The sequence below is a fragment of the Pseudomonas lalkuanensis genome (assembly GCF_008807375.1).
Classification (GTDB): domain Bacteria; phylum Pseudomonadota; class Gammaproteobacteria; order Pseudomonadales; family Pseudomonadaceae; genus Metapseudomonas; species Metapseudomonas lalkuanensis.
On record NZ_CP043311.1, the window covers coordinates 4877987 to 4903970 of the forward strand.

Genomic DNA, 25984 nt, shown 5'->3' on the forward strand with positions numbered 1-25984 from the left:
TGCGCCCTTCGATAAGCAGAAGAGGCCGACCAATGCCCCTCCACCTCCTTCGCCCGCTGGCCCTGGCGCTCGGTCTCGGGGCCGGTCTGGCCCAGGCTGAAACCTGGCCCACCACCGACTGGCAACAAGGCCCCGCCCCCAGCGGCGCCGCAGTCCAGTCCTTCGAGAACTACGCCTTTCCCGAGCGCGATGACAAAGAGCGCAAGGGCGTGCGTACCGACGCCGTCGTGGTAATCCGCGACGGCGAACTCATCTATGAGCACTACGCCGGCCCCACCAACGCCGAGACGCCCCACCTCACCTGGTCGGTGAGCAAGAGCCTGCTGGCCTCCGTGCTCGGCGTCGCCTATGGCGAAGGACGTTTCAAGCTGGACGAACCGGTGGCGCGCTACTACCCGGCCTTCGCCGGCCACGCCAATGTCCACCTCGATGACCTGCTGCACTGGGCGTCCGGCCTCGCCTGGCAGGAGGACTACGAATACGCGCCGCTGAAATCCTCGGTGGTGGCCATGCTCTACACCCGTGGTCGCGGCGACATGGCCGCCTTCGCAGCCGAGCACTCGCTGGATGCCGTACCCGGCAAGCGCTTCCGCTACTCCAGCGGCGATACCAATGTACTGTCCGCCGCCCTGCGCGGAGTGGTGGGCGAGCAGGCCTACGCGGAATATCCCTGGACCGCCCTGTTCGATCCCCTGGGCATCCGCTCGGCGGTGTGGGAAACCGACGCCGCCGGGACCTACGTCGGCTCTTCCTACACCTACCTCACCGCCCGTGACCTGGCCCGCGTCGGCCTGCTGATGCAGCGCGACGGCCGCTGGGGCGAGCGCCAGTTGCTGCCGGCGGACTGGGTCGCCTTCAATCGCAAGCCTTTCGCCGGCTACAAGCCCGATGCTGCCTCTCCGGGCGAAGCCGTGCCCGGTGGCCACTGGTGGCTGAACACTCAGGTGCAGGGCGCGGCGAAACCTTGGCCGGACGCCCCGGAAGACGCCTTCGCCGCCCTTGGTCACTGGGGCCAGGCGCTCTACGTGCTGCCCAGCCAGAAGCTGGTGATCGTGCGCTACGCCGATGACCGCGACGGCAGCTACCGCCACAACGACTTCCTCAAGCTGGCCCTGGCCGCATTCGCCCCGGAGGTGCAGCCATGATCGCCCGTCGCCCCGTCCTCAGCCTGTTCGTGCTGGCGCTCATCCTGCTGGCCGCCACGGCCTGGCAGAACCGCCAGCACCTGGCCGCCTTCCCCGGCATCATCAGCGCCTACACCGCCAAGGAGTACTGCTCCTGCCGCTACGTGATGGGCAACCCGGCCGACTACTGCCAGGGCTACGTGAAGCAATACGTGCCCACCAGCGCTTTCCTCGACGACGCCGAGCACAAGCGCGTGACTGCCAGCGGCCTGGGCCGCAGCAACACGGCGGCGTGGGTCAGCCCGCAGCAGGGCTGCCGGCTGTTGCCCGAGGCAAACAGCACGTTCTGAAGCCGCCACCCATAAAAGAAAGCCCCCGAATCCGGGGGCTTTTTCGTTGAAGCGCCGACCTCAGCGCATGTTGAGCTGCTGCTGCAGGTTCTGCACCTGGCTCTGCAGGGTGCTGATGTTGCGGGTCATTTGTGCGCGGAAGGCATCGAACTCGGCGGTGCTGGCGCCCTGGGACGGCGCCGGGCGGTTGTCCAGCTCGCTTCGCAGTACCAGCAGGTCCTGCTCCAGGCTCTTGATCGCCTGGTTCGGGTTGCCTTGTTTCTTCAACGCTTCCACATCGCTGCCCAGGCCCTTCAGACGGCTGTCGAGCTGAGCCATGTCGCCCTGGGCGGCCTTCAGCTTCACCTGTTCGGCAGCCAGGCCGTCGACCTTGCCATTCAACTGGCTGCCCAACTGGGCGGCAGCGCCCTGGGCCGCCTTGACGTCAGCGGACAGCTGCTCGACGCGCTTGCCCTGGGTGCCCAGCTGGGCATTGGCGGCCTGCTGTTGCTTGGACAGCTCGATCACCTTGGCCTGCAGCTGCTTGAGCTGCAGCTTCACGGACTCATTGCCGGTGGTCATGTTGGATTCGGTGGCGACCACCTTGCCGGAAATGTCCTGGATCCGGCCGGCGGCCTCTTCGCTGATACGGGCGAAGCTTTCCTGGGTGGCGACCAGTTGCTGCTCCATCAGGCTGATCTGCTGGAAGCTCCACCAGCCCAGGCCGCAGAGGGCGACGACCAGGGCGACCACCAGGGCCCAGAGCGGACCGGTGCTGGCGGCCTTGGGTACAGGGGCGGGATTGGCATAGCCGTTGGTGTGACGGTGCAGCGGCTCGGCCACCGGGTGATGGCCGAACTCGTCGCGATCACGGGCATCGGTGGTCAGGCTGGGAACATCATCCAATTCATCGAGAGCGTCATTGCGCATGGGGGGACCTTTGGAGGGAAACGCATAACCGCGAATGGCCGGAAGTATACCGGTTCGCACGGCGGTCTTCAGCGTCGCGCCATGGCGGTGCGGGTTGCACCGCGCGGGGGCGACGCCCCTCGATTGACCACGCCAGAGCCCCGCAGTTCCGGGCCTTCACGTCTGGTACGGGGCTTGCTAGCCAGATGCCAGCCCCCTGCACGGGGCCATGCCAGGAAATCACCATCGGGAGCCGACCGCTCCGTCTGGCTCCGAACACTTCACCGGGAAGGAACGGAGCGCTCTTCGACCATGGGGGAAGAAGGAATGGAATTGACCAAGGCCGTGCTGGATTGCATGCAGACCCTGCGGCGCCAGCTGCGTGAAGAACAGGCTGTGGATATCCGCCTCAGCCAGCCCGACGCTATCCTGTCCATGCTCAATGCCTGCGCCGAATCCCATCGCGACGCGACCCGCGAGCTGGGCGAACATCTCAGCATTCTCACCGGCGTGCGCCTGAAACCGGCGGTCCTCAGCGAAGAAGAATTGGTGCGCAAGTACACCCAGTACGCCGGCCCGCTGCGCGGCTAGGGTTGCTGGGCGCCCCACCAGGCGCAGAACTCGTCCAGCGCCGACCACAGGTTCACCCGAGGCTCGTACTCCAGGTACTGCCGGGCGCGGCTGATGTCCAGTGAGAAGTCCTTGGCCATCACCGCCACGGCCAGCCGGTAGAGCGCCGGCTCCGGCCGTCCCGGCAGCAGCCTGCACACCGACTCGTTGAGCAGCGCGGCGCTGTAGGCCAGGCCATAGGGAACGTGGCGGTTCACCTGCGGCACACCCAGCTTGCGAAACACATAGTTGATCACGTCCCAGATCGGTACCGGCTGGCCATTGCTGATGTTGTAGGCCTGCCCCAGAGCCGGGCCGCTGGCCAGCAGGCCGCTGAGCAGGGCGTCGTTGAGGTTCTGCACACTGGTGAAGTCGACCTTGTTCAGGCCATTGCCGATGATCTTCAGGCGGCCCTTGCGCTGCATGGCGATCAGCCGCGGGAAGATGCTGGTGTCGCCGGCGCCGGTGACGAAGCGCGGGCGGAAGGCGATGACTTCCAGACCGAATTCCTCGGCAGCGAAGACCTTCTGCTCGGCCAGGTACTTGGTGGCGCCGTAGTGGTCGGAGAAACGCTTGGGGACCTGCTCTTCGCGAATGCCCACATGGGAGCGGCCATCGAAGTAGACCGAGGGGGACGACAGGTGCACCAGGCGCCGTACCCGCTGCTTCAGGCAGGCTTCCACCACGTTCTCGGTGACCTGGACGTTGGCCTGGTGGAAGTGCTCGTACCTGCCCCAGACGCCCACGGCGCCAGCGCAATGCACCACTGCATCGACGTCATCGCACAGGCCCAGCACCAGCTCCGGGTCTGACAAGTCGCCCTGAATGAACTCGGCACCGCGCTTGACCAGATGCTCCACGCCTTCCGGACGGCGGCCGTTCACCCGCACGTCGAGTCCCTGCTCCAGGGCGAAACGCGCGAAGCGCCCACCGATGAACCCACTCGCCCCCGTCACCAGAATCTTCATCTATGGTCCCCTGCCATGCGTCGTTATCCCCGCGACTCTAGCAGCCCCGGCGGCAGCCAGGTGTGGCGTCGCGAGCCAATAGAACGACTCTGAACGCAATCCCCGCCCATCGTTCCCGCCGGGCCGTCAACGCTGCAACGGCACCAGCCAGCGGCCCGCTGCGGCCGCCAGATGGTCGGTTAGCAGGCTGAGCAACTCGCCGCCGTGGCGCCAGTGGTGCCAGTAGAGCGGCACATCGATGGGCCGGTCGGGAATCAGTTCCTGCAACTCGCCTCGCGCCAGTTGCGCTCCCACCTGCTGCTCGGGCACCAGTCCCCAGCCCAGCCCACCTTCGGTCAGGCGCACGAAGCCTTCGGAAGAGGGACACAGGTGATGGATGAAGCCACCCTCGACGCCCAGCGCCGCCAGGTAGCGGTGCTGCAACAGGTCATCCGGGCCGAAGACGATTGCCGGTGAACGGGCCAGCGCCTGAGGCGTCACGCCCTTGGGAAAATGCCGTTCGATGAAGGCCGGGCTGGCCAGCGCGCGATAGCGCATGGCGCCCAGCGCCAGGCTGCAGGCGCCGGCCACCGGGCGCTCGGCGGCGCAGACACAGGCCGCGACCTCGCCGGCGCGCATGCGCTTGAGGCCCACTTCCTGATCTTCCACCACCAGCTCCATCAGCACCCGTTGTTCAGCGCAGAAGTCCCCCACGGCGACAGCCCACCAGGTGGCCAGGCTGTCGGCATTGAGAGCGATGCGCAGGCGCTCCGGCAGGCCGCCCTCTTCCAGGGCCGGCACCTGGCGCTGCAGGTCGCGCTCCAGCAGGCGCACCTGCTGCACATGGTTGAGCAGGCGAGTGCCCACTTCGGTGGGGGCCGGCGGCGTGGCGCGCACCAGTACCGGCTGGCCGACCCGCGCCTCCAGCAGCTTGATCCGCTGGGACACCGCGGACTGCGACAGGCCGAGCAACTGGGCAGCCCGCTCGAAACCACCCTGCTCCACCACGGCCGCCAGGGCGGACAGCAACTTGTAGTCGAACAAATCAGTTTTCCTAATGAGAGATCAGCAAGATTCGTTTTCCTTATACATTGCCGCGCCCCAGACTCGCCACATCCCAACCGTCGTATCGAAGGAAGCACCATGGCCGGCGAAACCGCTCTCTCCACCCTGATCCGCAACATGTCGCCGCAGCTCAACTCCGGCCAATACGTGTTCTGCACCCTGGACGACGCCGCACGCCTGCAGGGCAGCGTGCCGCTGGGCAGTATCCGCGAGCAGGAAGGGCTGACGGTGATCCTCGAACGCAGCGAGGCCGATCGCCTGGGGCTGCTCTACGACTACACCGCCGCCTGGATCACCCTCCAGGTGCATTCGTCCCTCAGCGCCGTCGGCCTGACCGCCGCCTTCGCCGCCGCACTGGCCCAGGCCGGCGTGAGCTGCAACGTGGTGGCCGGCTATTTCCACGACCACCTGTTCGTCGCCAGCGAAGACGCCGAGCGCGCCGTTTCCACCCTGCGGGCCCTGGCGGCCAACGCCCAGCCGGAGTGAACGCCATGTGGCAGAGCTACCTGAACGGTCTGTTGATGGCCGCCGGCCTGATCATCGCCATCGGCGCCCAGAACGCCTTCGTCCTGGCCCAGAGCCTGCGCCGCGAGCACCACCTGCCCGTGGCGGCCCTGTGCGTGCTGTGCGATGCGCTGCTGGTCAGCGCCGGTGTCTTCGGCCTGGCGACTCTGCTGGCACAGAACCCCCTGTTGCTCGCTATCGCCCGTTGGGGCGGCGTGGCCTTCCTGCTCTGGTACGGCGTACAGGCGCTGCGTCGCGCCATCAGCCCCAGCGTCCTCGACCAGTCCGCTGATGCCGGCCCCCGCTCGCGCCGCGCCGTGCTGCTGGCGGCCCTGGCGGTGACCCTGCTCAACCCCCACGTCTACCTCGACACCGTGCTGCTGATCGGCTCCCTCGGTGCGCAACAGACGGTCCCCGGTGCCTACGCCCTGGGCGCAGCCAGCGCCTCGCTGGTGTGGTTCTTCGCCCTGGCGCTCGGCGCCGCCTGGCTCGCACCCTGGCTGGCACGGCCGGCCACCTGGCGCCTGCTCGACCTAGCGGTGGCGATGATGATGTTCGGCATGGCGGCACAATTGGTGAACGGTATCTGAGCCAGGAAGGTCCAGATGGGATAGGCGTGCCAGAGCCGCCGGCTATGGCTTAACCACACACTTGCTGCGTGGTTAAGCCCTATGCCCGGTGCTATGATCCGGACTTCGCGGCAAGAATGAGTACGAACTCGCAGCCGCATTCTCGGCCGACCGTGAACGGCCCCGCGCCTTGCGCAAAAATCCCGACCTGATGAAGGAGATAGACATGGCTTTCGAATTGCCGCCGCTGCCTTACGAGAAAAACGCCCTCGAGCCGCACCTGTCCGCCGAGACCCTGGAATTCCACCACGGCAAGCACCACAACGCTTACGTGGTAAACCTGAACAACCTGGTTCCGGGCACCGAGTTCGAAGGCAAGAGCCTGGAAGAAATCATCAAGACCTCTTCCGGCGGCATCTTCAACAACGCAGCCCAGATCTGGAACCACACCTTCTACTGGAACTGCCTGAGCCCGAACGGCGGTGGCCAGCCCACCGGCGCCCTGGCTGACGCCATCAACGCCGCTTTCGGTTCCTTCGACAAGTTCAAGGAAGAGTTCACCAAGACCGCCATCGGCACCTTCGGCTCCGGCTGGGCCTGGCTGGTGAAGAAGGCTGACGGTTCCCTGGCCCTGGCCAGCACCATCGGCGCCGGCGTTCCGCTGACCAGCGGCGACACCCCGCTGCTGACCTGCGACGTATGGGAACACGCCTACTACATCGACTACCGCAACCTGCGTCCGAAGTACGTAGAGGCCTTCTGGAACCTGGTCAACTGGGACTTCGTAGCCAAGAACTACGCTGCCTGAGACCCGCTCCTGCGGTAAGGGAAACCCGGCCAATCGCCGGGTTTCTTCATTTTTGTGCGTCATTCGTCGTCTTGTTGCGGTACAAGGGAAAAATTGTCGGACACCCCCTCAAGCTCGGACCTGTTCGCACCGACATAAAGTCGAGGAGGAAATGAATACGGCGATTCCAGAATTGGCTCGACGTATTGAATAGTGGCATTCACATACTGGCCCTTTGACGGCCAGGGCCTGTTTGCCAATACTCACACCCGTCTGACGCCTGGCGGCATCGAACAAGGAATTTCCATTTGAAGCTGGATCTCAAACACAGCTTGTCACTGAAGCTGCTGCGCGTGGTGCTGCTGTCCGCACTGGTAGTCGGTGTGGTGCTCAGCTGCGCGCAGATCGTGTTCGATGTCTACAAGACACGGCAGGCGGTCTCCAATGACGCCAACCGGATCCTCGGCATGTTCCGCGACCCTTCGACCCAGGCGGTCTACAGCCTGGATCGCGAGATGGGCATGCAGGTGATCGAGGGCCTGTTCCAGCACGAATCGGTCCGCCACGCCTCCATCGGCCACCCCAACGAACCCATGTTGGCGGAGAAGGACCGGCCGCTGATGGAGCTGTCGACCCGCTGGCTGACCGACCCCATCCTCGACAGGGAACAGACCTTCACCACCCAACTGGTCGGCCGCAGCCCTTACAGCGAGTACTACGGCGACCTCAGCATCACCCTCGACACCGCCCCCTACGGCAAGGACTTCGTCACCAGTTCGGTGATCATCTTCATCTCCGGCGTACTGCGCGCCCTGGCCATGGGCCTGGTGCTCTACCTCGTGTACCACTGGCTGCTGACCAAGCCGCTGTCGAAAATCATCGAGCACCTGTCCAGCATCAATCCCGACCGTCCCAGCGAACACAAGCTGCCCATGCTCAAGGGCAACGAGAAAAACGAACTGGGACTGTGGATAAATACCGCCAACGACCTGCTGGCCTCCATCGAACGTAACACCCACCTGCGCCGTGAAGCCGAGAACAGCCTGCTGCGCATGGCCCAGTACGACTTCCTCACCGGCCTGCCCAACCGCCAGCAACTGCAGCAGCAACTCGACCAGATCCTCGACGACGCCGGCCGGCTGCAGCGTCGCGTGGCCGTGCTTTGCGTGGGCCTGGACGACTTCAAGGGTGTCAACGAGCAGTTCAGCTACCAGACTGGCGACCAGCTGCTGATCGCCCTGGCTGACCGCCTGCGCGGCCACAGTGGCCGCCTCGGCGCCCTGGCGCGTCTGGGTGGCGACCAGTTCGCCCTGGTCCAGGCCGATATCGAGCAGCCCTACGAGGCCGCCGAACTCGCCCAGGCCGTGCTGGACGACCTGGAAGTGGCCTTCTCCCTGGAGCAGCAGGAAGTACGTCTGCGCGCCACCATCGGCATCACCCTCTTCCCCGAGGACGGCGACAGCACCGAGAAGCTGCTGCAGAAAGCCGAACAGACCATGACCCTGGCCAAGAGCCGCTCGCGAAACCGCTACCAGTTCTATATCGCCAGCGTGGACAGCGAGATGCGCCGCCGCCGCGAGCTGGAGAAGGACCTGCGCGAGGCCCTCAACAGGGGCGAGATGCACCTGGTCTACCAACCCCAGGTGGACTACCGCGACCACCGCGTAGTGGGCGTCGAAGCACTGCTGCGCTGGCAACATCCGCAGCACGGTTTCGTGCCGCCGGATCTGTTCATCCCCCTGGCTGAGCAGAACGGCTCGATCATCGCCATCGGCGAATGGGTGCTGGACCAGGCCTGCCGCCAGCTGCGCGAATGGCACGACCAGGGCTTCAGCGAACTGCGCATGGCCATCAACCTGTCCACCGTGCAACTGCACCATGCGGAACTGCCGCGGGTGGTGAACAACCTGCTGCAGGTCTACCGCCTGCCGCAACGCAGCCTGGAGATGGAAGTCACCGAAACCGGACTGATGGAAGACATTTCCACCGCCGCCCAACATCTGCTCAGCCTGCGCCGCTCCGGCGCGCTGATCGCGATCGACGACTTCGGTACCGGCTATTCGTCCCTGAGCTACCTGAAGAGCCTGCCGCTGGACAAGATCAAGATCGACAAGAGCTTCGTGCAGGACGTGCTGGAAGACGAGGACGACGCCACCATCGTCCGCGCCATCATCCAGCTGGCGCGCAACCTGGGCATGCAGGTGATTGCGGAAGGCGTGGAAACCGCCGAGCAGGAGGCCTACATCATCGCCCAGGGCTGCAACGAGGGTCAGGGTTACCTCTACAGCAAACCCCTGCCCGCCCGCGAACTCACCCTCTACCTCAAGCAGGCCCGGCGCCTGTCCAACGCGGCCTCCAATCCCGCCACGCTCTGACGCCACCCCGGCTCCGTTGTAGGGGGGCAAACTCATTGGCTATGTCGGCGCTAGCTGATGCCGAGTTGAATGGAACGCTCTAACCCCGGGCCCTCTCCCTGAAGAGGAGAGGGGTGACTCGCGCCGGTGCGGGAGAAATCATCCTGAAGCGACCAGCGGCCTGAAACTGGGCAGAGGCGGTGGAGCAGCGACCCCGCCTCGTCAGGAGGCCGAGCGCAAGCGTTGTAAAACGCAGCGAAGCGAAGTAACAGCCGAAGGCTGGCCCGAAGGGCGAGCGCAGCGAGTCAGGGGACGAGCGGCATGGCTGGCCCCTGGCGCCGTGCCCCGGTGCAACGATGAAGCGAGGGCACCCTGGCGCAGCCGGGGCCGGATGCAGGGGCAAGCCTTTCGGTTCCTTTCTGGCGTTTGAAAAAGGGACTCGCCTGGCAAGGCGAAACCAGAAACATCCGCAGAACTCGGCAAGCAGCCCGGCTCAGCGGTTCTAGCAACCTTAAACGCGGACATGCCCAATTCATTCGCGAAAGGGCTGCGAAGCAGCCCCAAGGGTGGATGACGCTCTTCCCATCCACCGCTTCGCCGCTCCGAACATCAACGGTGGATCAGTGAAGCGCGATCCCCTCTACAAGAGCCCGGTCACCCTGAGCAGGTAGATCGTCGCCACCGCCCCGGCCACGCAAAGGACCGCGCCGAACAGCGCCTGCCAGCGGAAGTGCCGCGCCAGCACGTCTTCGCCATGACTGGAGAGCAGGAAGGGCTGGGATTCCCCGGGACGGCGCATGTGGTTCATCGCCGGCGCCGCACTGGTACGACGATGCCGGTCTTCGGCCTCCAGCTGTGCGGCCAGACGCACGCGGCCCCATTCGGCCTCGTCCAGCTGTCCATCGCCATCGCTGTCGAAGCGCGTCAGGAGGCCGGTGAAGTCACCCTTCCACTCTCGAATCACGGCGCCCTGGGCTGCGTTCAGATCCAGCCCCTGGCGGCCCCCACCGCTGGTGTGGAAGTCACCGATGGCATAGAGCGGCTCCCCGGCATGCAGGCGTTCTTCCGTATAGCGGTACTCGCCGCTACCGATCCAGGCGCCCAGGCCGCTCCTGACCAGCCCACGCGGATGACGTGAAGCCCCCTTCCACACCTCGCGGGTGGACGGTCGCACCTCGGCACCGCGTGGATCGATCAGGCATTCGCCGGTGGCATCGGCCAGGCGCAGCCAGGCATCGCTGACGCCGCTGTCCACCACCCGCCAGGTCTTGTTCTTGCCGCTTTCGCTGTATTCCTCGATCCGATAGCGCCACCACAGGCAGGGCTTGCCCGTCAGCGGTGCGCTGAGCTGGCCGTCCCCCTGCTCGTGCAGGATGCCGTACAGCTCCACGTAGCCCTGGGCGGCGGAGCGGATCTTCGAAGTCGGGGTATCCAGCAGCATCCGCGCCTGCGACAGGCGGCGCAGGCACCACCAGCCGCCACCAGCGAAGGCGCCAAGGCTGAACCCCAGGCTGATGGCCAGCCCGGCGACATCCACGGCCATGTCAGCCGAACAGGCTCTTGAGGTCGACGTCGGCCTTTTCGGCCTCGCTGAATTCCAGCAACTCGGCGGCCTTGAAGCCGAACAGGCCGGCGATGATCACATCCGGGAACTGCTCGATGCGCACGTTATTGAGGTTCACCGCCTCGTTGTACAGCTCGCGGCGGTCGGCGATGCCGTTCTCCAGGCCACTAATGCGCTGCTGGAGAAACTGGAAGCTCTCGTTTGCCTTGAGTTGCGGGTAGTTCTCCGCCAGGGCGAAGAGTTGCCCGAGGCCGGCGCGCAGGCCGCTTTCGGCCTGGCCGAGGGCACCGATATCGCCCTTCTCGCGGGCGCTGGCCACCGCATTGCGCGCGGCGATCACCCGCTCCAGGGTGGTGCGCTCGTGCTGCATGTACTGCTTGCAGGTTTCCACCAGCTTGGGCAGCTCGTCATGGCGCTGCTTGAGCAGCACCTCGATGTTCGACCAGGCCTTTCCGACGCCGTGCTTGAGGCGCACCAGCGCGTTGTAGAGGATCACCGCATAGGCGGCGACGAGTAGCAGGACCACGATCAGGGCGACGCTGGTCAGACTCATGCAGGCTTCTCCTTCAGGCTGCGGGTCATGAGGGCTGCGTCGATTCTAATGGCGTTTGGCCAAGGATGCGGAGACCTCGTACTCAGCTGTTGCAAAACGCCCGATAACAGCCTTTCCAAAAATGAAAATCTTTCGCATTATGTTGCGGTTTTCATTTGCGCAACTTCATATTGCCATCACCCAGAAGCAAAGGACCTCGCCCATGATTCGTAAGCCCCTGGCAGCCGCCAGCCTGCTCGCTGTCGCCATTGCCCTCGCCGGTTGCGGTGACGACAAGAAAGAAGCTGCCGCACAGCAAGCCGCCGCCCCGGCCGCCACCAGCACTGCCGCAGCTCCGGCTGCCGCCGCCAAGGTCGACGAGGCCGAAGCCAAGAAGGTCGTTGCCCACTACGCCGACCTCGCCCTGGCCGTATTCACCGACGCCCACACCACCGGCGTGAACCTGCAGAAGGCCGTTGACGCCTTCCTCGCCAAGCCCGATGCCGACACCCTGAAAGCCGCCCGCGAAGCCTGGCTGGCCGCCCGCGTGCCCTACATGCAGACCGAAGTGTTCCGCTTCGGCAACCCGGTGGTGGACGACTGGGAAGGCCAGCTGAACGCCTGGCCGCTGGACGAAGGCCTGATCGACTACGTCGCCACTGACTACCAGCACGCCCTGGGCAACCCCGGCGCCACCGCCAACATCATCGCCAACACCACCATCCAGGTTGGCGAAGACAAGATCGACGTCACCGAGATCACCGGTGAGAAGCTGGCCAGCCTGAACGAGCTGGGCGGTTCCGAAGCCAACGTCGCCACCGGCTACCACGCCATCGAATTCCTCCTCTGGGGCCAGGACCTGAACGGCACCGGCCCGGGCGCCGGCAACCGTCCCGCCACCGACTTCGTCGTCGGCGAAGGCGCCACCGGTGGCCACAACGAGCGTCGCCGCGAGTACCTGAAGGCCGCCACCGACCTGCTGGTTTCCGACCTGGAATACATGGTCGGCCAGTGGAAAGCCGGCGTTGCCGACAACTACCGCGCCAAGCTGGAAGCCGAACCGGCCGAGTCCGGCCTGCGCAAGATGCTCTTCGGCATGGGCAGCCTGTCCCTTGGCGAGCTGGCCGGCGAACGCATGAAGGTCGCCCTGGAAGCCAACTCCACCGAAGACGAGCACGACTGCTTCAGCGACAACACCCACAACTCGCACTTCTACAACGGCAAGGGCATCCGCAACGTGTACCTGGGCGAGTACAAGAAGGTCGACGGCACCACCCTGACCGGCCCGAGCCTGTCCTCCCTGGTCGCCAAGATCGACGCCCAGACCGACACCACGGTGAAAGCCGACCTGGAAGCCACCGAAGGCAAACTGCAAGCCCTGGTGGACAGCGCCAACAAGGGCGTGCACTTCGACCAGCTGATCGCCGCCGACAACACCGCCGGTCAGCAACTGGTACGTGACGCCATCGCCTCCCTGGTCAAGCAGACCGGCGCCATCGAAGAAGCCGCCAGCAAGCTCGGCATCACCGACCTGAAGCCGGACAACGCCGATCACCAGTTCTGATCGACGCGCTGTCGAGCGATAAGCGGATGCGGCCCAGTGCCGCATCCGCTTTTTTGTGCACGCCGTTTTGCTCATGAATGGGTGCATTCCCTGTGGGGGCGAATTCATTCGCTTAGCAGGCCGCAGGCCCGCCCCATTAGGCTATCGGGGCCGCTGCGCGCCACTTTGCGAATGAATTCGCCCCCACAGATATCGTCCGCCCAACACTCCCCGGCAGACACTTTGCCAAACGCAAATCCCTCTTATTCAAACACCCCAGTCCTGATAAGCTTGCCCGCCTGTTTCTCGCCGACCGGACCCCGCCAATGCTCGCTCCACCGGCCCTTAGCCGCCTGTCGCCCCTGCTGCTGGCCCTCAGTCTCAGTGCCTGTGACGACGCTCCGCGGTTCACCCAGGCCGAACCCGGCGAGCGCCTCTCCGGCGGTGCCACGACGGTCCGCCAGTTCGACCACAACGCCTTCTCCATGCCATCGGCCAACCTGACACCTTCGCGCCGGCTGGATTTCAGCGTGGGTAACAGCTTCTTCCGCAACCCTTGGGTGATCGCCCCCGCCACCACCACGGCGCGTGACGGCCTGGGCCCTCTGTTCAACACCAACGCCTGCCAGAACTGCCATGTGAAGGACGGCCGTGGCCATCCTCCAGCTCCGGGCGCGAACAATGCGGTGTCCATGCTGGTGCGCCTGTCGATCCCCGCCGACGCATCGGCCGAACATGCGCGGCAACTCGAACGCCTGGGCGTGGTGCCGGAGCCGGTGTACGGTGGCCAGCTGCAGGACGTCGCGATTCCCGGCGTCGAGCCCGAGGGCAAGGTGCGGGTCAGCTACGACAGCCTGCCGGTGACCTTTGCCGACGGCACCACCGTCGAGCTGCGCAAGCCACGCCTGGAAATCTCCCGGCTCGGCTACGGCCCGATGCACCCGGACACCCTGTTCTCCGCGCGGGTCGCCCCGCCGATGATCGGACTCGGCCTGCTGGAAGCGATTCCGGAATCCGCGATCCTCGCCAATGCCGACCCCGATGACGCCAATGGCGATGGCATACGCGGCCGCGCCAACCAGGTCTGGGACGATGTCGCCGGCAAGACGGTAACCGGTCGCTTCGGCTGGAAGGCCGGTCAGCCGAACCTGAACCAACAGAATTTTCACGCTTTCTCTGGTGATATGGGCCTGACCACCAACTCCCTGCCAAAGGACGACTGCACGGCGGCACAGGCCGCCTGCAAGGCCGCGGTGAGTGGTGGCGAGCCGGAAGTCAGCGATAACATCCTGTCCCTCGTACTGTTCTATACCCGCAACCTGGCCGTACCGGCCCGTCGCGGGGCGGACGCCGCGCAGGTGCTGGATGGCAAGGGCCTGTTCCACCAGGCCGGCTGCCAGGCATGCCATACCCCGAGTTTCACCACCGCGGCCAGTGCCGCAGAACCCGAGCTGGCCAACCAGGTGATCCGTCCCTACAGCGACCTGCTGCTCCATGACATGGGTGAAGGCCTGGCCGATGGCCGCCCTGAGTTCCAGGCCGGAGGTCGCGACTGGCGCACCCCGCCGCTGTGGGGTATCGGCCTGACCGAAGCGGTGAGCGGACACACCCAGTTCCTGCACGATGGCCGTGCACGCAACCTGCTGGAAGCCATTCTGTGGCACGGCGGTGAAGCCGAAGCGGCGAAGCAGAAGGTCCTGACTTACAACGCCGAGCAGCGAGCCGCGCTGCTGGCTTTCCTGAATTCCCTTTAAGGAGCCACGCATGTTCCGCCCCAAACTGCTGTTCACCAGCCTCGCCGCACTGGCCCTCGGCGCCTGCACCCCGCAGGACCAGCAGGCGCAGACCGCAGCCGCCCTGGCCAAGGAAGTGATCCTGCCAACCTACAGCCGTTGGGTCGAAGCGGACCGCCAGCTCGCCGCCAGCGCCCTGGCCTTCTGCTCCGGCAAGGAAGACCTGGCCAAGGCGCGTGCGGACTTCCTGGTTGCGCAAAAAGCCTGGGCCGAGCTGCAGCCGCTGATGGTGGGCCCTCTGGCCGAAGGCAACCGCGCGTGGCAGGTGCAGTTCTGGCCGGACAAGAAGAACCTGGTCGGCCGCCAGGTGGAGCAACTGGTCAAGGCCCAGCCGAACATCGACGCCACCGCCCTGGCCAAGGCCAGCGTGGTCGTGCAGGGCCTGTCCGCCTACGAGTACATCCTCTTCGACAGCAACCTGGACTTGGCCGACAACGCCCAGAAGGAGCGCTACTGCCCGCTGCTGCAGGCCATCGGTGAACGCCAGAAGACCCTGGCCGAGGAAATCCTCGCGCGCTGGAACAGCAAGGACGGCATGCTCGACCAACTGAGCAAGTTCCCCAACCAGCGTTACGCCGACTCCCACGAAGCCATCTCCGAGCTGCTGCGCGTCCAGGTCACCGCCCTGGATACGCTGAAGAAGAAGCTCGGCACCCCGCTGGGCCGCCAGACCAAGGGCCTGCCCCAGCCAATGCAAGCCGAAGCCTGGCGCAGCGGAACCTCCCTCTCCAACGTCTCCGCCGCCCTGGCCAGCGCCGAGTCCCTCTGGCTGGGCGTCGACAAGCACGGCATCCGCAGCCTGCTGGGCGACGACCAGAAGGCCCTGGCGGAGAAGATCGATGCCGGCTACAGCGAGGCCCGCGGCAAGCTCGACGCCCTCAAGCAGCCCCTGGGCGAGCTGCTGGCCAGCGAAGAAGGCCGCCAGCAGGTCAACGACTTCTACGACAGCCTGGATCGCGTCCAGCGCCTGCACTCCGGCGACCTGGCCAAGGCCCTGGGCGTGCAGCTCGGCTTCAACGCCAACGACGGTGACTGAGATGCTCCGCCGCCAGGTACTCACTCTCGCCAGCCTGCTGCTCGGTGCCGTTGGCCTGGGCGGCTGGACCCTGAGCCGCAAGGGCGATTCGCCCCTGCTGCTCTCCGCCCGCGACGACGCCGACGGCCATCATTACGCGGTCGGCTACCGCCTGGACGGCACGCAGGTGTTCGCCACCCGCGTCGCCCAGCGCTGCCATGACATCGTCCTGCACCCCAGCGAGCCGGTGGCGTTGTTCGTCGCCCGCCGTCCGGGTACCGAGAGCTACCTGGTGGACCTCACCGACGGCCGACTGTTGCAGACGCTGACTTCGCTGAAGGACCGCCACTTCTACGGCCATGGCGTCTGGCATCGCGACGGCGAATGGCTCTACACCACCGAGAACGACACCACCGACCCGGGCCGGGGCATGCTCGGCCGCTATCGCTTCGAAGGCGGCCAGCTGATCCACGACGGCGAGCTTTCCACCCACGGCCTGGGCCCGCACCAGGTGTCCTGGATGCCCGACGGCGAAACCCTGGTGGTGGCCAATGGCGGTATCCGCACCGAGGCGGAAAGCCGGGTGGAGATGAACCTCGATGCCATGGAGCCAAGCCTGGTGCTGATGCGCCGAGACGGCAGCCTGCTGTCGAAGGAAACCCTGCCGCAGCAGATGAACAGCATCCGTCACCTGGCCATCGGTGCCGACGGCACCATAGTCGCCGGCCAGCAGTACATGGGCGATGCCACGGACCATGCCGACCTGCTCGCCATCAAGCGTCCCGGCCAGCCCTTCGAGCCCTTCCCGCTGGAGGACGAGCAACGCCTGGCGATGGTCCAGTACACCGCCAGCGTCGCCATCCATGACGAACTGCGCCTGGTGGCCCTGACCGCGCCACGCGGCAACCGCTTCTTCATCTGGGACCTGGACAGCGGCGCCGTACGCCTGGACGCCCCCCTGCCGGACTGCGCCGGCGTCGGCGCGGTGAAGGACGGCTTCGTGGTCACCTCCGGCCAGGGCCGCTGCCGTGTCTACGACTGCCGTGGCGAACAGTTCATCGCCACGCCGCTGCAACTGCCGGCCAGTTTCTGGGACAACCACCTGCACCTGGCCTGATAGGCTGTGGGAGCGAATTCATTCGCGAATGGATTCGCTCCCACAGTACATGCACCGACCGCCTTGATCTCCGAGCGAAAGCCCCACCACGCCTGGCTTCCTGGCACATTCGTACCCCACAAACTCCCTGTTTGCACCCTTCAGCGGCACCTCGCCGTGCCGACTAAGTGAATGCCTGCCCGACGTGCCCAGATGCGCCCTTCCGGCGATCGCACAACTGCAACATTCGTCTGGTAGAGAGCCCACATCTCCTTTCCTATTCCAAGAGGCGCAACACCATGTCTCTGCGACGCTCCCTGCGTGGCCAGATCCTCACCCTGCTGGGCGGCAGCCTGCTATTACTGCTGCTGATCGCCCTGGCCTGTTTCCACTTCCTTTCCAGCGGCATCCAGTCCTATCGCGGGCTGGTGGACGGCACGCTGGAAGCATCGAGCCTTGTGGATGAGGCCAACCTCGAATTCAAGGTGCAGGTCCAGGAGTGGAAGAACGTGCTCCTGCGCGGCAAGGAGCAGGAGAGCCTGAACAAGTACTGGAGCCAGTTCGAAGGCCAGGAAGCCAAGGTCCAGGCCGTGCTCGGCAAGCTGGTGGTCAGGGCCCAGGCCATGGGCGACAGCGTCCTCAGGAGCAAGGTGGAAAGCCTGCGCAATGAACACCGCAACCTCGGCGTCGCCTACCGCAAGGGCCGCGAAGCGTTCATCGCCGCAGGCGCCGACCCGGTGGCCGGTGACAACGCGGTCAAGGGCATCGACCGTGCGGCCAGCGAGCAGATGGGCGCCCTGGTGGCCGAACTGCACGCCCGTGGCAACCAGCAGTCCGAGGCCATCAGCGCCAGCGCCGACAGCACCGTCAACCTCGGCATCGTGGTGATGCTGCTGTCGAGCCTCGGCATCGGCCTGTTCAGCCTGTGGCTGATCAATCGCAACCTGATCGCGCCCATCACCTCCCTGATCGACTACATCGCCCAGCTCAGCCAGGGCAACTTCGGCCAGCGTGTGGAGGCCACCCGCGAAGACGAACTGGGTCGCCTGGCCCGTGCCGCCAACACCCTGCGGGACTTCCTCGCCGACACCTTCAACCGCCTCAAGCAGAGCACCGACCAACTGGACAGCGCCAGCGGCGAACTCCACGCCATCGCCAGCCTGATGGCCGAAGGCACCCGCGAGCAGTTCTCCCGCACCGACCAGGTGGCGACCGCCATGCACGAGATGTCGGCCACCGCCCAGGAAGTCGCGCGCCATGCCGCCGAGGCCGCCGGCGCGGCTGACCAGGCCGATCATTCGGCGCAACAGGGCGGTGCCGTGATGCAGGCCACCATCCACAGCATCACCGGCATGCGTGGCGAGATCGCCAACACCGCCGAAGTGATCCGCCGCCTGGAAAGCGACAGCGGCCGCATCGGCAAGGTGCTGGAAGTGATTCGCGGCATCGCCGAGCAGACCAACCTGCTGGCCCTGAACGCCGCCATCGAAGCCGCCCGCGCGGGCGACCAGGGCCGTGGCTTCGCCGTAGTCGCCGACGAAGTCCGCACCCTGGCCCAGCGCACCGCCGAATCCACCGCCGAGATCCACCAGATCATCGACACCGTGCAGACCGGCGCCCTCAACGCCGTGCGCGCCATCGAGAGCGGGCAGAGCCGCAGCGAGGAAAGCGTCGCCCAGGTCACCGAGGCCGGCGCCATGCTGCAGCGCATCACCGATGCGGTGGAAGCGATCCGCGACATGAACCGGCAGATCGCCACGGCAGCGGAGGAGCAGACGTCCGTGGCCGAGGACATCTCGCGCAACCTCACCGAGATCACCGCCATCGCCACCACCAACGAGGGCAACGTGCAGCGCACCCAGGGCGCCAGCCAGCACCTGCAAGGTCTTTCCGGCGACCTCAACCAGCTCACCGCCCGCCTCCACGCCTGACCGGCACAGGGCACAGGGAAGTGCCTTCAGCCCCCACCCGTTGATCAGAAAGGGCCCGATCGCCCCTCAGGCAACTGACACGAAAAGTCGCGATCTACCGGGATTATTCGCCGTTGGAATAGTCTAATCAGCAGAACGCAACGTCCTGCAATTTCTTGTCTTTGACTTGGATCCGGCTCTGGTACTAAGGTGCATCCCTCGCCTATTCCCAGGCCTATTTTCCCCTGCCAAGGAACCGGAATATGTTGCTCCGCCGCATGCTCATCATGCTGGGGGTGGTTGCACTCGTGGTGCTCGCCCTCGCCGCCTACAAAGGCCTCTCGATCTACCAGCAGGTCCAGCAGTTCTCTGCGCCCCAGCCGCCCATCAATGTCTCCGCCGAGAAATCCGTCGAGCTGCCCTGGCAAAGCCGCTTGCCCGCCATCGGCTCGCTGAAGGCCTTCCAGGGTGTCGACCTCACCGTGGAAGCCAGTGGCACCGTCCAGGACGTGCTGTTCCTCTCCGGCGAGAAGGTCAGACAGGGCCAGCCGCTGATCCAGATGGACAGCGATGTGGAACGCGCCACCCTGGCCACCGCCGAGGCCGAGCTGGCCCTGGCGCGCGTCGAGTTCGAACGCGGCCGCAGCCTGGTCAGCCGCCAGAACATCTCCAAGAGCGAGTTCGACCGCCTGTCCTCGGAACTCCAGGCCGCCACCGGCAAGGTCGCCCAGCTCAAGGCCATGATGGACAAGAAGCGCATCATCGCGCCCTTCTCCGGCACCATCGGCATCCGTCAGGTGGACGTGGGTGACTTCCTTTCCTCCGGCACCATCATCGCCACCCTGCAGGACCTGAACACCCTGTTCGTCGACTTCTTCCTGCCGGAGCAATCCGCTCCGCTGCTGGCGGTCGGACAGAAGGTACGCATCAGCGTGGCCGCCTTCCCCGGCGAGTACTTCGAAGGCGACATCGCCGCGCTCAACCCCAAGGTGGAGGAAAGCACCCGCAACCTGCAGGTCCGCGCGGTGCTGCAGAACCCCGACGGCAAGCTGCTGCCGGGCATGTTCGCCAACCTCGAAGTGCTGCTGCCGGGTGACACGGAGCGCGTGGTGGTGCCGGAAAGCGCCATTACCTACACGCTCTACGGCAACTCGGTGTACGTCATCAACGAGAAGAAGAACGCCGAGGGCCAGCCCGAGAAAGGCCAGGACGGCCAGCCCCAGCTGGTGGTGGAACGCCGCTTCGTCGAGACCGGTGAGCGTCGTGACGGCAAGGTCGTGATCCTCAAGGGCCTCCAGGCCGGCGAACAGGTGGTGACTTCCGGCCAGCTCAAGCTGGACAACGGTTCCCACGTCGCCATCGTCCCTGACCAGACCCTGGCCACCAAACCGGAAAATCAAGCCCGCGCCGAGTGACACGCACGCGCGCGAAGGAACGGAACATGGCTTTCACAGATCCTTTCATCCGTCGCCCGGTACTGGCGACCGTGGTCAGCCTGCTGATCGTGCTGCTGGGCATGCAGGCCTTCAGCAAACTGGTGATCCGCCAGTACCCGCAGATGGAAAACGCCCTGATCACGGTGACCACCGCCTACCCCGGTGCCAACGCCGAGACCATCCAGGGCTATATCACCCAACCGCTGCAACAGAGCCTGGCCAGCGCCGAAGGCATCGACTACATGACCTCGGCGAGCCAGCAGAACGCCTCGGTCATCCAGATCTACGCGCGCATCGGCGCCAACTCCGACCGGCTCTTCACTGAACTGCTGGCCAAGGCCAACGAAGTGAAGAACCAGCTGCCCCAGGACGCCGAAGACCCGGTGCTGTCCAAGGAAGCGGCAGACTCCACGGCGCTGATGTACATCAGCTTCTATAGCGATGAGCTGTCCAACCCGCAGATCACCGACTACCTGTCGCGGGTGATTCAGCCCAAGCTGGCCACCCTGCCCGGCATGGCCGAAGCGGAAATCCTCGGCAACCAGGTCTTCGCCATGCGCCTGTGGCTGGACCCGGTGCGGATGGCCGCCTATGGCATCACCGCCAACGACATCCGCGAAGCGGTGCGCAAGTACAACTTCCTCTCCGCCGCTGGCGAAGTGAAAGGCCAGTACGTGGTCACCAGCATCAACGCCACCACCGACCTCAAGTCGCCGGATGCCTTCGGCGCCATCCCGGTGAAGACGGTGGGTGACAGCCGCGTGCTGGTACGCGACATCGCACGGGTGGAAATGGGCGCGGAGAACTACGACTCCATCAGCTCGTTCGACGGCATCCCTTCGGTCTACATCGGCATCAAGGGCACCCCCAGCGCCAACCCGCTGGACGTGATCAAGCACGTGCGCGCGCTGATGCCGGAGCTGGAATCCCAGCTGCCGCCGAACCTCAAGGTATCCATCGCCTACGACGCCACCCGCTTCATCCAGGCCTCCATCGACGAAGTGGTGAAGACCCTTGGCGAAGCGGTGCTGATCGTGATCGTGGTCGTGTTCCTGTTCCTCGGCGCATTCCGCTCGGTGCTGATCCCGGTGATCACCATCCCGCTGTCGATGATCGGCGTGCTCTTCTTCATGCAGTTGATGGGTTACTCGATCAACCTGCTGACGCTGCTGGCCATGGTGCTCGCCATCGGCCTGGTGGTGGACGACGCCATCGTGGTGGTGGAGAACATCCACCGGCACATCGAAGAGGGCAAGACCCCCTTCGACGCCGCCATCGAGGGCGCCCGCGAGATCGCCGTACCGGTCATCTCGATGACCATCACCCTGGCGGCTGTGTACGCGCCCATCGGTTTCCTCGAGGGCCTGACCGGCGCGCTGTTCCGCGAATTCGCCCTGACCCTGGCGGGCGCGGTGATCATTTCCGGCATCGTCGCGCTGACCTTGTCGCCGATGATGTGCTCCAAGCTGCTGCGCCACGACGAGAACCCCACGGGTCTGGCGCACCGCCTGGACATGATCTTCGACCGCCTCAAGCGGCGCTACCAGCACGCCCTGCACGGCACCCTCAACACCCGTCCGGTGGTGGTGGTGTTCGCGCTCATCGTGCTGTGCCTGATCCCGGTGTTGCTGAAGTTCACCAAGAGCGAACTGGCCCCGGACGAAGACCAGGGCATCGTCTTCATCATGTCCAAGGCTCCGCAACCCACCAACCTGGAGTACCTGAACGCCTACACCGACAAGTTCGTGACGATCTTCAAGGAGTTTCCCGAGTACTACTCCTCGTTCCAGATCAACGGATTCGACGGCGTGCAGTCGGGCATCGGCGGCTTCCTGCTCAAGCCCTGGGATGAGCGCGAGCGCACCCAGATGGAGCTGCTCCACGAGGTCCAGGGCAAGCTCAACCAGATCCCAGGACTGCAGATCTTCGGCTTCAACCTGCCGTCGCTGCCGGGTACCGGTGAGGGCCTGCCGTTCCAGTTCGTGATCAACACCCCCAACGACTACGAGTCGCTGCTGCAGGTGACCGAGCGCATCAAGGCTCGCGCCCTGGAGTCGGGCAAGTTCGCCTTCCTCAACGTCGACCTGGCGTTCGACAAGCCGGAGGTGGTGGTGGACATCGACCGGGCCAAGGCCGCGCAGATGGGCGTTTCCATGGAAGACCTCGGCTCGACCCTGGCCACCCTGCTGGGCGAAGGGGAGATCAACCGCTTCACCATCGACGGCCGCAGCTACAAGGTGATCGCCCAGGTGGAACGCGCCTACCGGGACAATCCGGGTTGGCTGAGCAACTACTACGTGAAGAGCGATAGCGGCGCCATGGTGCCCCTGTCGACCCTGATCAGCGTGCATGACAGCGCCCGGCCTACCCGCCTGAAGCAGTTCCAGCAGCTCAACTCGGCAATCATCGAAGGCTTCCCGATGGTGAGCATGGGCGAGGCCATCGACACCGTGTCGCAGATCGCCCGCGAGGAAGCGCCGCGCGGCTACGGCTTCGACTACGCCGGCGCCTCGCGCCAGTACGTGCAGGAAGGCAGCGCACTCTACGTCACCTTCGCCCTGGCACTGGCGATCATCTTCCTGGTGCTGGCGGCGCAGTTCGAGAGCTTCCGCGACCCGCTGGTGATCCTGGTGACGGTGCCGCTGTCCATCTGCGGGGCACTGATCCCGCTGTTCCTCGGCTGGTCGAGCATGAACATCTACACCCAGGTGGGCCTGGTGACGCTGATCGGCCTGATCAGCAAGCACGGCATCCTGATCGTGGAGTTCGCCAACCAGCTGCGCCGCGAGAAGGGCCTGTCGGCCCGCGAAGCGGTGGAGGAAGCGGCCGCCATCCGCCTGCGTCCGGTCCTGATGACCACCGCGGCCATGGTGTTCGGCATGGTGCCGCTGATCATCGCCACCGGTGCCGGTGCGGTCAGCCGCTTCGACATCGGCCTGGTGATCGCCACCGGCATGTCCATCGGTACGCTGTTCACCCTCTTCGTGCTGCCGTGCGTGTACACGCTGCTGGCGAAGAAGGACCTGCAGCCCGAGGGCCAGCTGGCGGCCAGCCACTGAGCCCGGACGCGATAACGAAAAGCCCCGCAATTGCGGGGCTTTTCTTTGCCTGCCTCATCGTAGGGCGCGCCATGCGCACCGGCTCCGCGCCTGAATGGGGATCAAAGGAAACCGGCTAACGCCGTTGGTGCGCGCGGTGCACCCTACCCGAGTTCGCGGGGTTTTCGGCGTATCCTGCTCTCACTCCTGGCCACGTAGCCCCTGTGACAGGCCAAACATGAACAGCAGCAGGTTCTGGTCCGGCTGCACATTGGCCTTCAGCCGGGCGTTGGGTGGCAGCGGGCAATAGCCCAGGCCATTGACACTGACCACGGAGGGCGAAGGCTCATGCCAGGCAGCCACCGCCAGGGAGGCCACTCCCAAGGCGCCGACGAGGAACAAAGCTCGCGTGACTTCTAACTTCATGATCGCAACCCCTTGATAGCGCTGCCAAACGCTGCTTCATAACCGTAGATCAGCAACTACCCGTGTGCCCAATGCAGCGACGAATGGTGCCTTTTTCTCCCCGGGCCGTGCGCAGGCGCGAGGCCCACTGCCCGGCCTCTTCGGCGCCATTCCGCCAGCCGAAAGACTGCCGCCCTGGTCCAGGCGGTCGAGGTTAGCAGCCGATTGTTGCAGTTCGAGTGAACGGGAACTTCAAGGCGGGACGGGAAGTGCTGGGTGGCCAATGTAGCCGGCAACTGGTGAAAAAATCGTCAAGAAGCGGGATTGGCGTTTCCCTTGAGGTCCACCTCGAAACGGCAACCCGTGGGCTGGGAGGCGCTCAGGCTGACGGTCCAGCCCTGGTTGTCGCAGATCCGCTGCACCAGCGAAAGGCCCAGACCCAGGCCGTCGCCGCGCTTGGCAGGCCCCCGGACGAAGGGGCGGAACATCGCCTCGCGATCCTCCTCGGGGATGCCGACGCCGCTGTCCTCCACCACGAATCCGTCGTCCTTCAAGACCAGGCGGATGCTGCCGCTGTCGGTGTAGTGCAGGGCGTTGCGCAACAGGTTGCCCAGCACCGAGCGCAGGAAAGAAGCGTTATAGCGCCGCTCCTGGGGCTGCCCCGGCTGGTATTCGAAGCGCAGCCCCTTGTGTTCGATAGCGCCACGCCATTGGCTGGCGAGGTCATCGGCCACGCTGCTCAGGCTCGCCTGGGGCGCCACGCTGGCCTCATCGCGCTGGGAGCGCGCCAGCATCAGGAAGGTCTGCACCAGGTCGCGCATTTCCTCGGTGGCACGGGCGATGCGCTCCACCTGGTTGCGGCCCCGGGTATCGAGGCTGGGGTTCTCCGCCAACAGCTCGCAGGATGTGGCCAGCACCATCAGCGGCGTACGCAGCTCGTGGCTGACGTCACTGGTGAACAGGCGCTCGCGGTTCAGTACCTCGTGCAGCCGGCCCAGGGTGTCGTCGAACGCCTGGGCCAGTTGGCCCACCTCGTCGGAGGCGTAATCCGGCGCCAGCGGCGGCGCCATGCCCAGCAACTGATCGCGATGGCGGACCTGGCCGGCCAGGCGAACAACGGGCTCGATGACCTTGCGCGCCAGCAGCCAGCCCAGCAGCAGGGCCAGTACCACACTGATGCCGAAGCCGACCATCACCACGCGGTAGAGCACCTGTTCGCGGGCCTCGAAATCGCTCTGGTCCTGCAGCATCACATAGCGTCGGCCATCGATCTCGCGCACCAGCGCATGGTAGGAGTTCTCGCCCTCGAAGACTTCGTGGAACCCCAGCTTCAGACCGGCGAGGTCTTCTGGCAGGGCGTAGGGGCCACGTCCGTCGCTGCTGTAGAAACGGGTGTCGCTGTCCAGGCTGGGCGTCCGGCCCTGGGCGATGTTCTGGGTCAGGACCCGCGTGAGCTCGTTGTTCAGGTCGCGGGAGATCAGCTGCTCCTCGATTACATGCACCACCTCGATGATCCCCACCGCGAAGGTGCCGCCCACGAGCGCGGTCATCAGTACGAAGGCGATGAGAATCCGTCGAGCCAGGCTCTGCTTAAACTCCATCGGCCGACTCCGCCAGGCGGTAGCCCAGCCCATGCATGGTGTGCAGCAACGGCTTGCCGAAGGGTTTGTCGATCACCTGGCGCAACTGGTGGATGTGGCTGCGCAGGCTGTCGCTGTCGGGACAGTCGTCCCCCCACAACGCCTCTTCCAGCGCTTCGCGGCGCACGAGGTGCGGGCTCTTCTGCATCAGCACGGCGAGCAGCTTGAGACCGATGGGGTTGAGCTTGAGCGTCTTGCCCGCGCGAGTGACCTCCAGCGTGTCCAGGTCATAGCTGAGATCGGCCACTTTCAGGCTGCGCTTGCCGCCGCCCTGGGAACGGCGCAGCACCGCCTCGATGCGGGCGGCCAGCTCGGACAATGCGAACGGTTTGAGCAGGTAGTCATCGGCACCGGACTTGAAGCCCTGTAGCCGGTCGTCCAGGCCGTCGCGGGCGGTGAGCATGATCACCGGCGTATCGCGCCGGGCTTCGTCGCGCAGGCGGCGGCAGAGATTGTAGCCATCCAGCCCCGGCAACATGATGTCGAGCACGATCAGGTCGTAGTGCTCGCTGCTGGCCAGGTGCAGGCCGGAGAGCCCGTCCCGCGCGCAGTCGACGCTGTAGCCCTTGAGTTCAAGGAAGTCGACCATGTTGCCGAGGATGTCGTTGTTGTCTTCGACTAGCAGGATCCGCATCGGCTCAACTCCATTCAACAGCCCAAAGATGGCCACTTGCGGGCCAACGCGCCTTCGACCGGGTACCCCGTGGGAGATCCCGTCGGCGCCCAGTCACCGATCATAACCACGCTGCGTGCTCCCGCGCATTCTCGCGGACAAGAAAAAGCCCCGCACAAGGCGGGGCTTCTTCGGACCGGAT

At 65.4% G+C, this 25984-nt stretch carries 22 protein-coding genes; 14 read left to right on the forward strand and 8 right to left on the reverse strand.

Features of this window, described 5'->3' with window-relative positions:
• The first annotated feature begins 32 nt into the window (after positions 1 to 32).
• A complete protein-coding gene (locus FXN65_RS22580) occupies positions 33 to 1145 on the forward strand; it encodes a serine hydrolase domain-containing protein (RefSeq protein ID WP_151136601.1) in 1113 nt (370 codons plus the stop codon).
• Positions 1142 to 1474, forward strand: coding sequence for an amidase (locus FXN65_RS22585; RefSeq protein ID WP_151136603.1), 333 nt, complete (start codon positions 1142 to 1144; stop codon positions 1472 to 1474). Before FXN65_RS22580 ends, FXN65_RS22585 begins: the two co-directional genes overlap by 4 nt.
• A gap of 60 nt (positions 1475 to 1534) precedes the next feature.
• Here FXN65_RS22585 and FXN65_RS22590 read toward each other — a convergent pair whose 3' ends face one another.
• Positions 1535 to 2383, reverse strand: a complete 849-nt coding sequence (locus tag FXN65_RS22590) for an ATPase (protein ID WP_151136605.1) — start codon at positions 2381 to 2383, stop codon at positions 1535 to 1537.
• A gap of 306 nt (positions 2384 to 2689) precedes the next feature.
• On the opposite strand from FXN65_RS22590, the gene FXN65_RS22595 reads away from it, so the two are divergent.
• Entirely contained in the window at positions 2690 to 2953 is a 264-nt protein-coding gene (locus FXN65_RS22595; RefSeq protein WP_151136607.1) for a hypothetical protein, read from the forward strand.
• Here the strand turns inward: FXN65_RS22595 and FXN65_RS22600 are convergent.
• Positions 2950 to 3939: an NAD-dependent epimerase/dehydratase family protein gene (locus FXN65_RS22600; RefSeq protein WP_151136609.1), complete on the reverse strand. Its 990-nt coding sequence runs from the start codon at positions 3937 to 3939 to the stop codon at positions 2950 to 2952. The genes FXN65_RS22595 and FXN65_RS22600 overlap by 4 nt on opposite strands.
• A 126-nt stretch (positions 3940 to 4065) precedes the next feature.
• Positions 4066 to 4962 (reverse strand): LysR family transcriptional regulator ArgP, encoded by an 897-nt coding sequence (locus FXN65_RS22605; protein WP_151136611.1) that lies wholly within the window; start codon positions 4960 to 4962, stop codon positions 4066 to 4068.
• 99 nt (positions 4963 to 5061) lie between these two features.
• Between FXN65_RS22605 and FXN65_RS22610 the strand changes: the two genes are divergently transcribed.
• The 4 genes from FXN65_RS22610 (at position 5062) to FXN65_RS22625 (ending at position 9218) form a co-directional block, all read left to right on the forward strand.
• The gene (locus tag FXN65_RS22610) at positions 5062 to 5469 is read left to right on the forward strand and encodes an ACT domain-containing protein (protein ID WP_151136613.1); all 408 of its coding nucleotides are present in this window, start codon (positions 5062 to 5064) and stop codon (positions 5467 to 5469) included.
• 5 nt (positions 5470 to 5474) lie between these two features.
• Complete coding sequence (locus FXN65_RS22615) at positions 5475 to 6077, forward strand: LysE/ArgO family amino acid transporter (protein ID WP_151136615.1); 603 nt, start codon at positions 5475 to 5477, stop codon at positions 6075 to 6077.
• A gap of 205 nt (positions 6078 to 6282) precedes the next feature.
• On the forward strand, positions 6283 to 6864 hold the full coding sequence (gene sodB, locus FXN65_RS22620; protein ID WP_120654729.1) for a superoxide dismutase [Fe]: 582 nt from the start codon (positions 6283 to 6285) through the stop codon (positions 6862 to 6864).
• A 287-nt stretch (positions 6865 to 7151) separates the two neighbouring features.
• Positions 7152 to 9218, forward strand: coding sequence for a putative bifunctional diguanylate cyclase/phosphodiesterase (locus FXN65_RS22625; RefSeq protein WP_151136617.1), 2067 nt, complete (start codon positions 7152 to 7154; stop codon positions 9216 to 9218).
• A 619-nt stretch (positions 9219 to 9837) separates the two neighbouring features.
• On the opposite strand, the gene FXN65_RS22630 is transcribed toward FXN65_RS22625, so the two are convergent.
• A complete protein-coding gene (locus FXN65_RS22630; RefSeq protein ID WP_151136619.1) occupies positions 9838 to 10740 on the reverse strand; it encodes a GIDE domain-containing protein in 903 nt (300 codons plus the stop codon).
• 1 nt (position 10741) lies between these two features.
• Positions 10742 to 11314, reverse strand: coding sequence for a LemA family protein (locus FXN65_RS22635; protein ID WP_151136621.1), 573 nt, complete (start codon positions 11312 to 11314; stop codon positions 10742 to 10744).
• A gap of 202 nt (positions 11315 to 11516) precedes the next feature.
• Here FXN65_RS22635 and FXN65_RS22640 point away from each other — a divergent pair, with 202 nt between their 5' ends.
• From FXN65_RS22640 to FXN65_RS22670, 7 genes are all read left to right on the forward strand, one after another.
• On the forward strand, positions 11517 to 12857 hold the full coding sequence (locus tag FXN65_RS22640; RefSeq protein ID WP_151136623.1) for an imelysin family protein: 1341 nt from the start codon (positions 11517 to 11519) through the stop codon (positions 12855 to 12857).
• 305 nt (positions 12858 to 13162) lie between these two features.
• On the forward strand, positions 13163 to 14590 hold the full coding sequence (locus FXN65_RS22645) for a di-heme oxidoreductase family protein (protein WP_151136625.1): 1428 nt from the start codon (positions 13163 to 13165) through the stop codon (positions 14588 to 14590).
• 10 nt (positions 14591 to 14600) lie between these two features.
• On the forward strand, positions 14601 to 15665 hold the full coding sequence (locus tag FXN65_RS22650; protein WP_151136627.1) for an imelysin family protein: 1065 nt from the start codon (positions 14601 to 14603) through the stop codon (positions 15663 to 15665).
• 1 nt (position 15666) lies between these two features.
• Entirely contained in the window at positions 15667 to 16761 is a 1095-nt protein-coding gene (locus FXN65_RS22655; protein ID WP_151136629.1) for a DUF1513 domain-containing protein, read from the forward strand.
• Positions 16762 to 17039: 278 nt separating this feature from the next.
• Positions 17040 to 18671 carry a methyl-accepting chemotaxis protein gene (locus FXN65_RS22660; protein WP_151136631.1) on the forward strand — a complete coding sequence of 544 codons (1632 nt, stop codon included), beginning with the start codon at positions 17040 to 17042 and terminating at the stop codon, positions 18669 to 18671.
• A 242-nt stretch (positions 18672 to 18913) separates the two neighbouring features.
• Positions 18914 to 20065, forward strand: a complete 1152-nt coding sequence (locus FXN65_RS22665) for an efflux RND transporter periplasmic adaptor subunit (protein ID WP_151136633.1) — start codon at positions 18914 to 18916, stop codon at positions 20063 to 20065.
• 26 nt (positions 20066 to 20091) lie between these two features.
• Positions 20092 to 23145, forward strand: coding sequence for a multidrug efflux RND transporter permease subunit (locus FXN65_RS22670; RefSeq protein WP_151136635.1), 3054 nt, complete (start codon positions 20092 to 20094; stop codon positions 23143 to 23145).
• Positions 23146 to 23325: 180 nt separating this feature from the next.
• Here the strand turns inward: FXN65_RS22670 and FXN65_RS22675 are convergent, their stop codons facing one another.
• From FXN65_RS22675 to FXN65_RS22685, 3 genes are all read right to left on the reverse strand, one after another.
• Positions 23326 to 23550 carry a hypothetical protein gene (locus FXN65_RS22675; protein WP_151136637.1) on the reverse strand — a complete coding sequence of 75 codons (225 nt, stop codon included), beginning with the start codon at positions 23548 to 23550 and terminating at the stop codon, positions 23326 to 23328.
• Positions 23551 to 23840: 290 nt separating this feature from the next.
• Positions 23841 to 25130, reverse strand: a complete 1290-nt coding sequence (locus FXN65_RS22680) for a sensor histidine kinase (protein ID WP_151136639.1) — start codon at positions 25128 to 25130, stop codon at positions 23841 to 23843.
• Positions 25120 to 25803, reverse strand: a complete 684-nt coding sequence (locus tag FXN65_RS22685) for a response regulator transcription factor (RefSeq protein WP_151136641.1) — start codon at positions 25801 to 25803, stop codon at positions 25120 to 25122. Before FXN65_RS22685 ends, FXN65_RS22680 begins: the two co-directional genes overlap by 11 nt.
• Positions 25804 to 25984 lie beyond the last annotated feature (181 nt).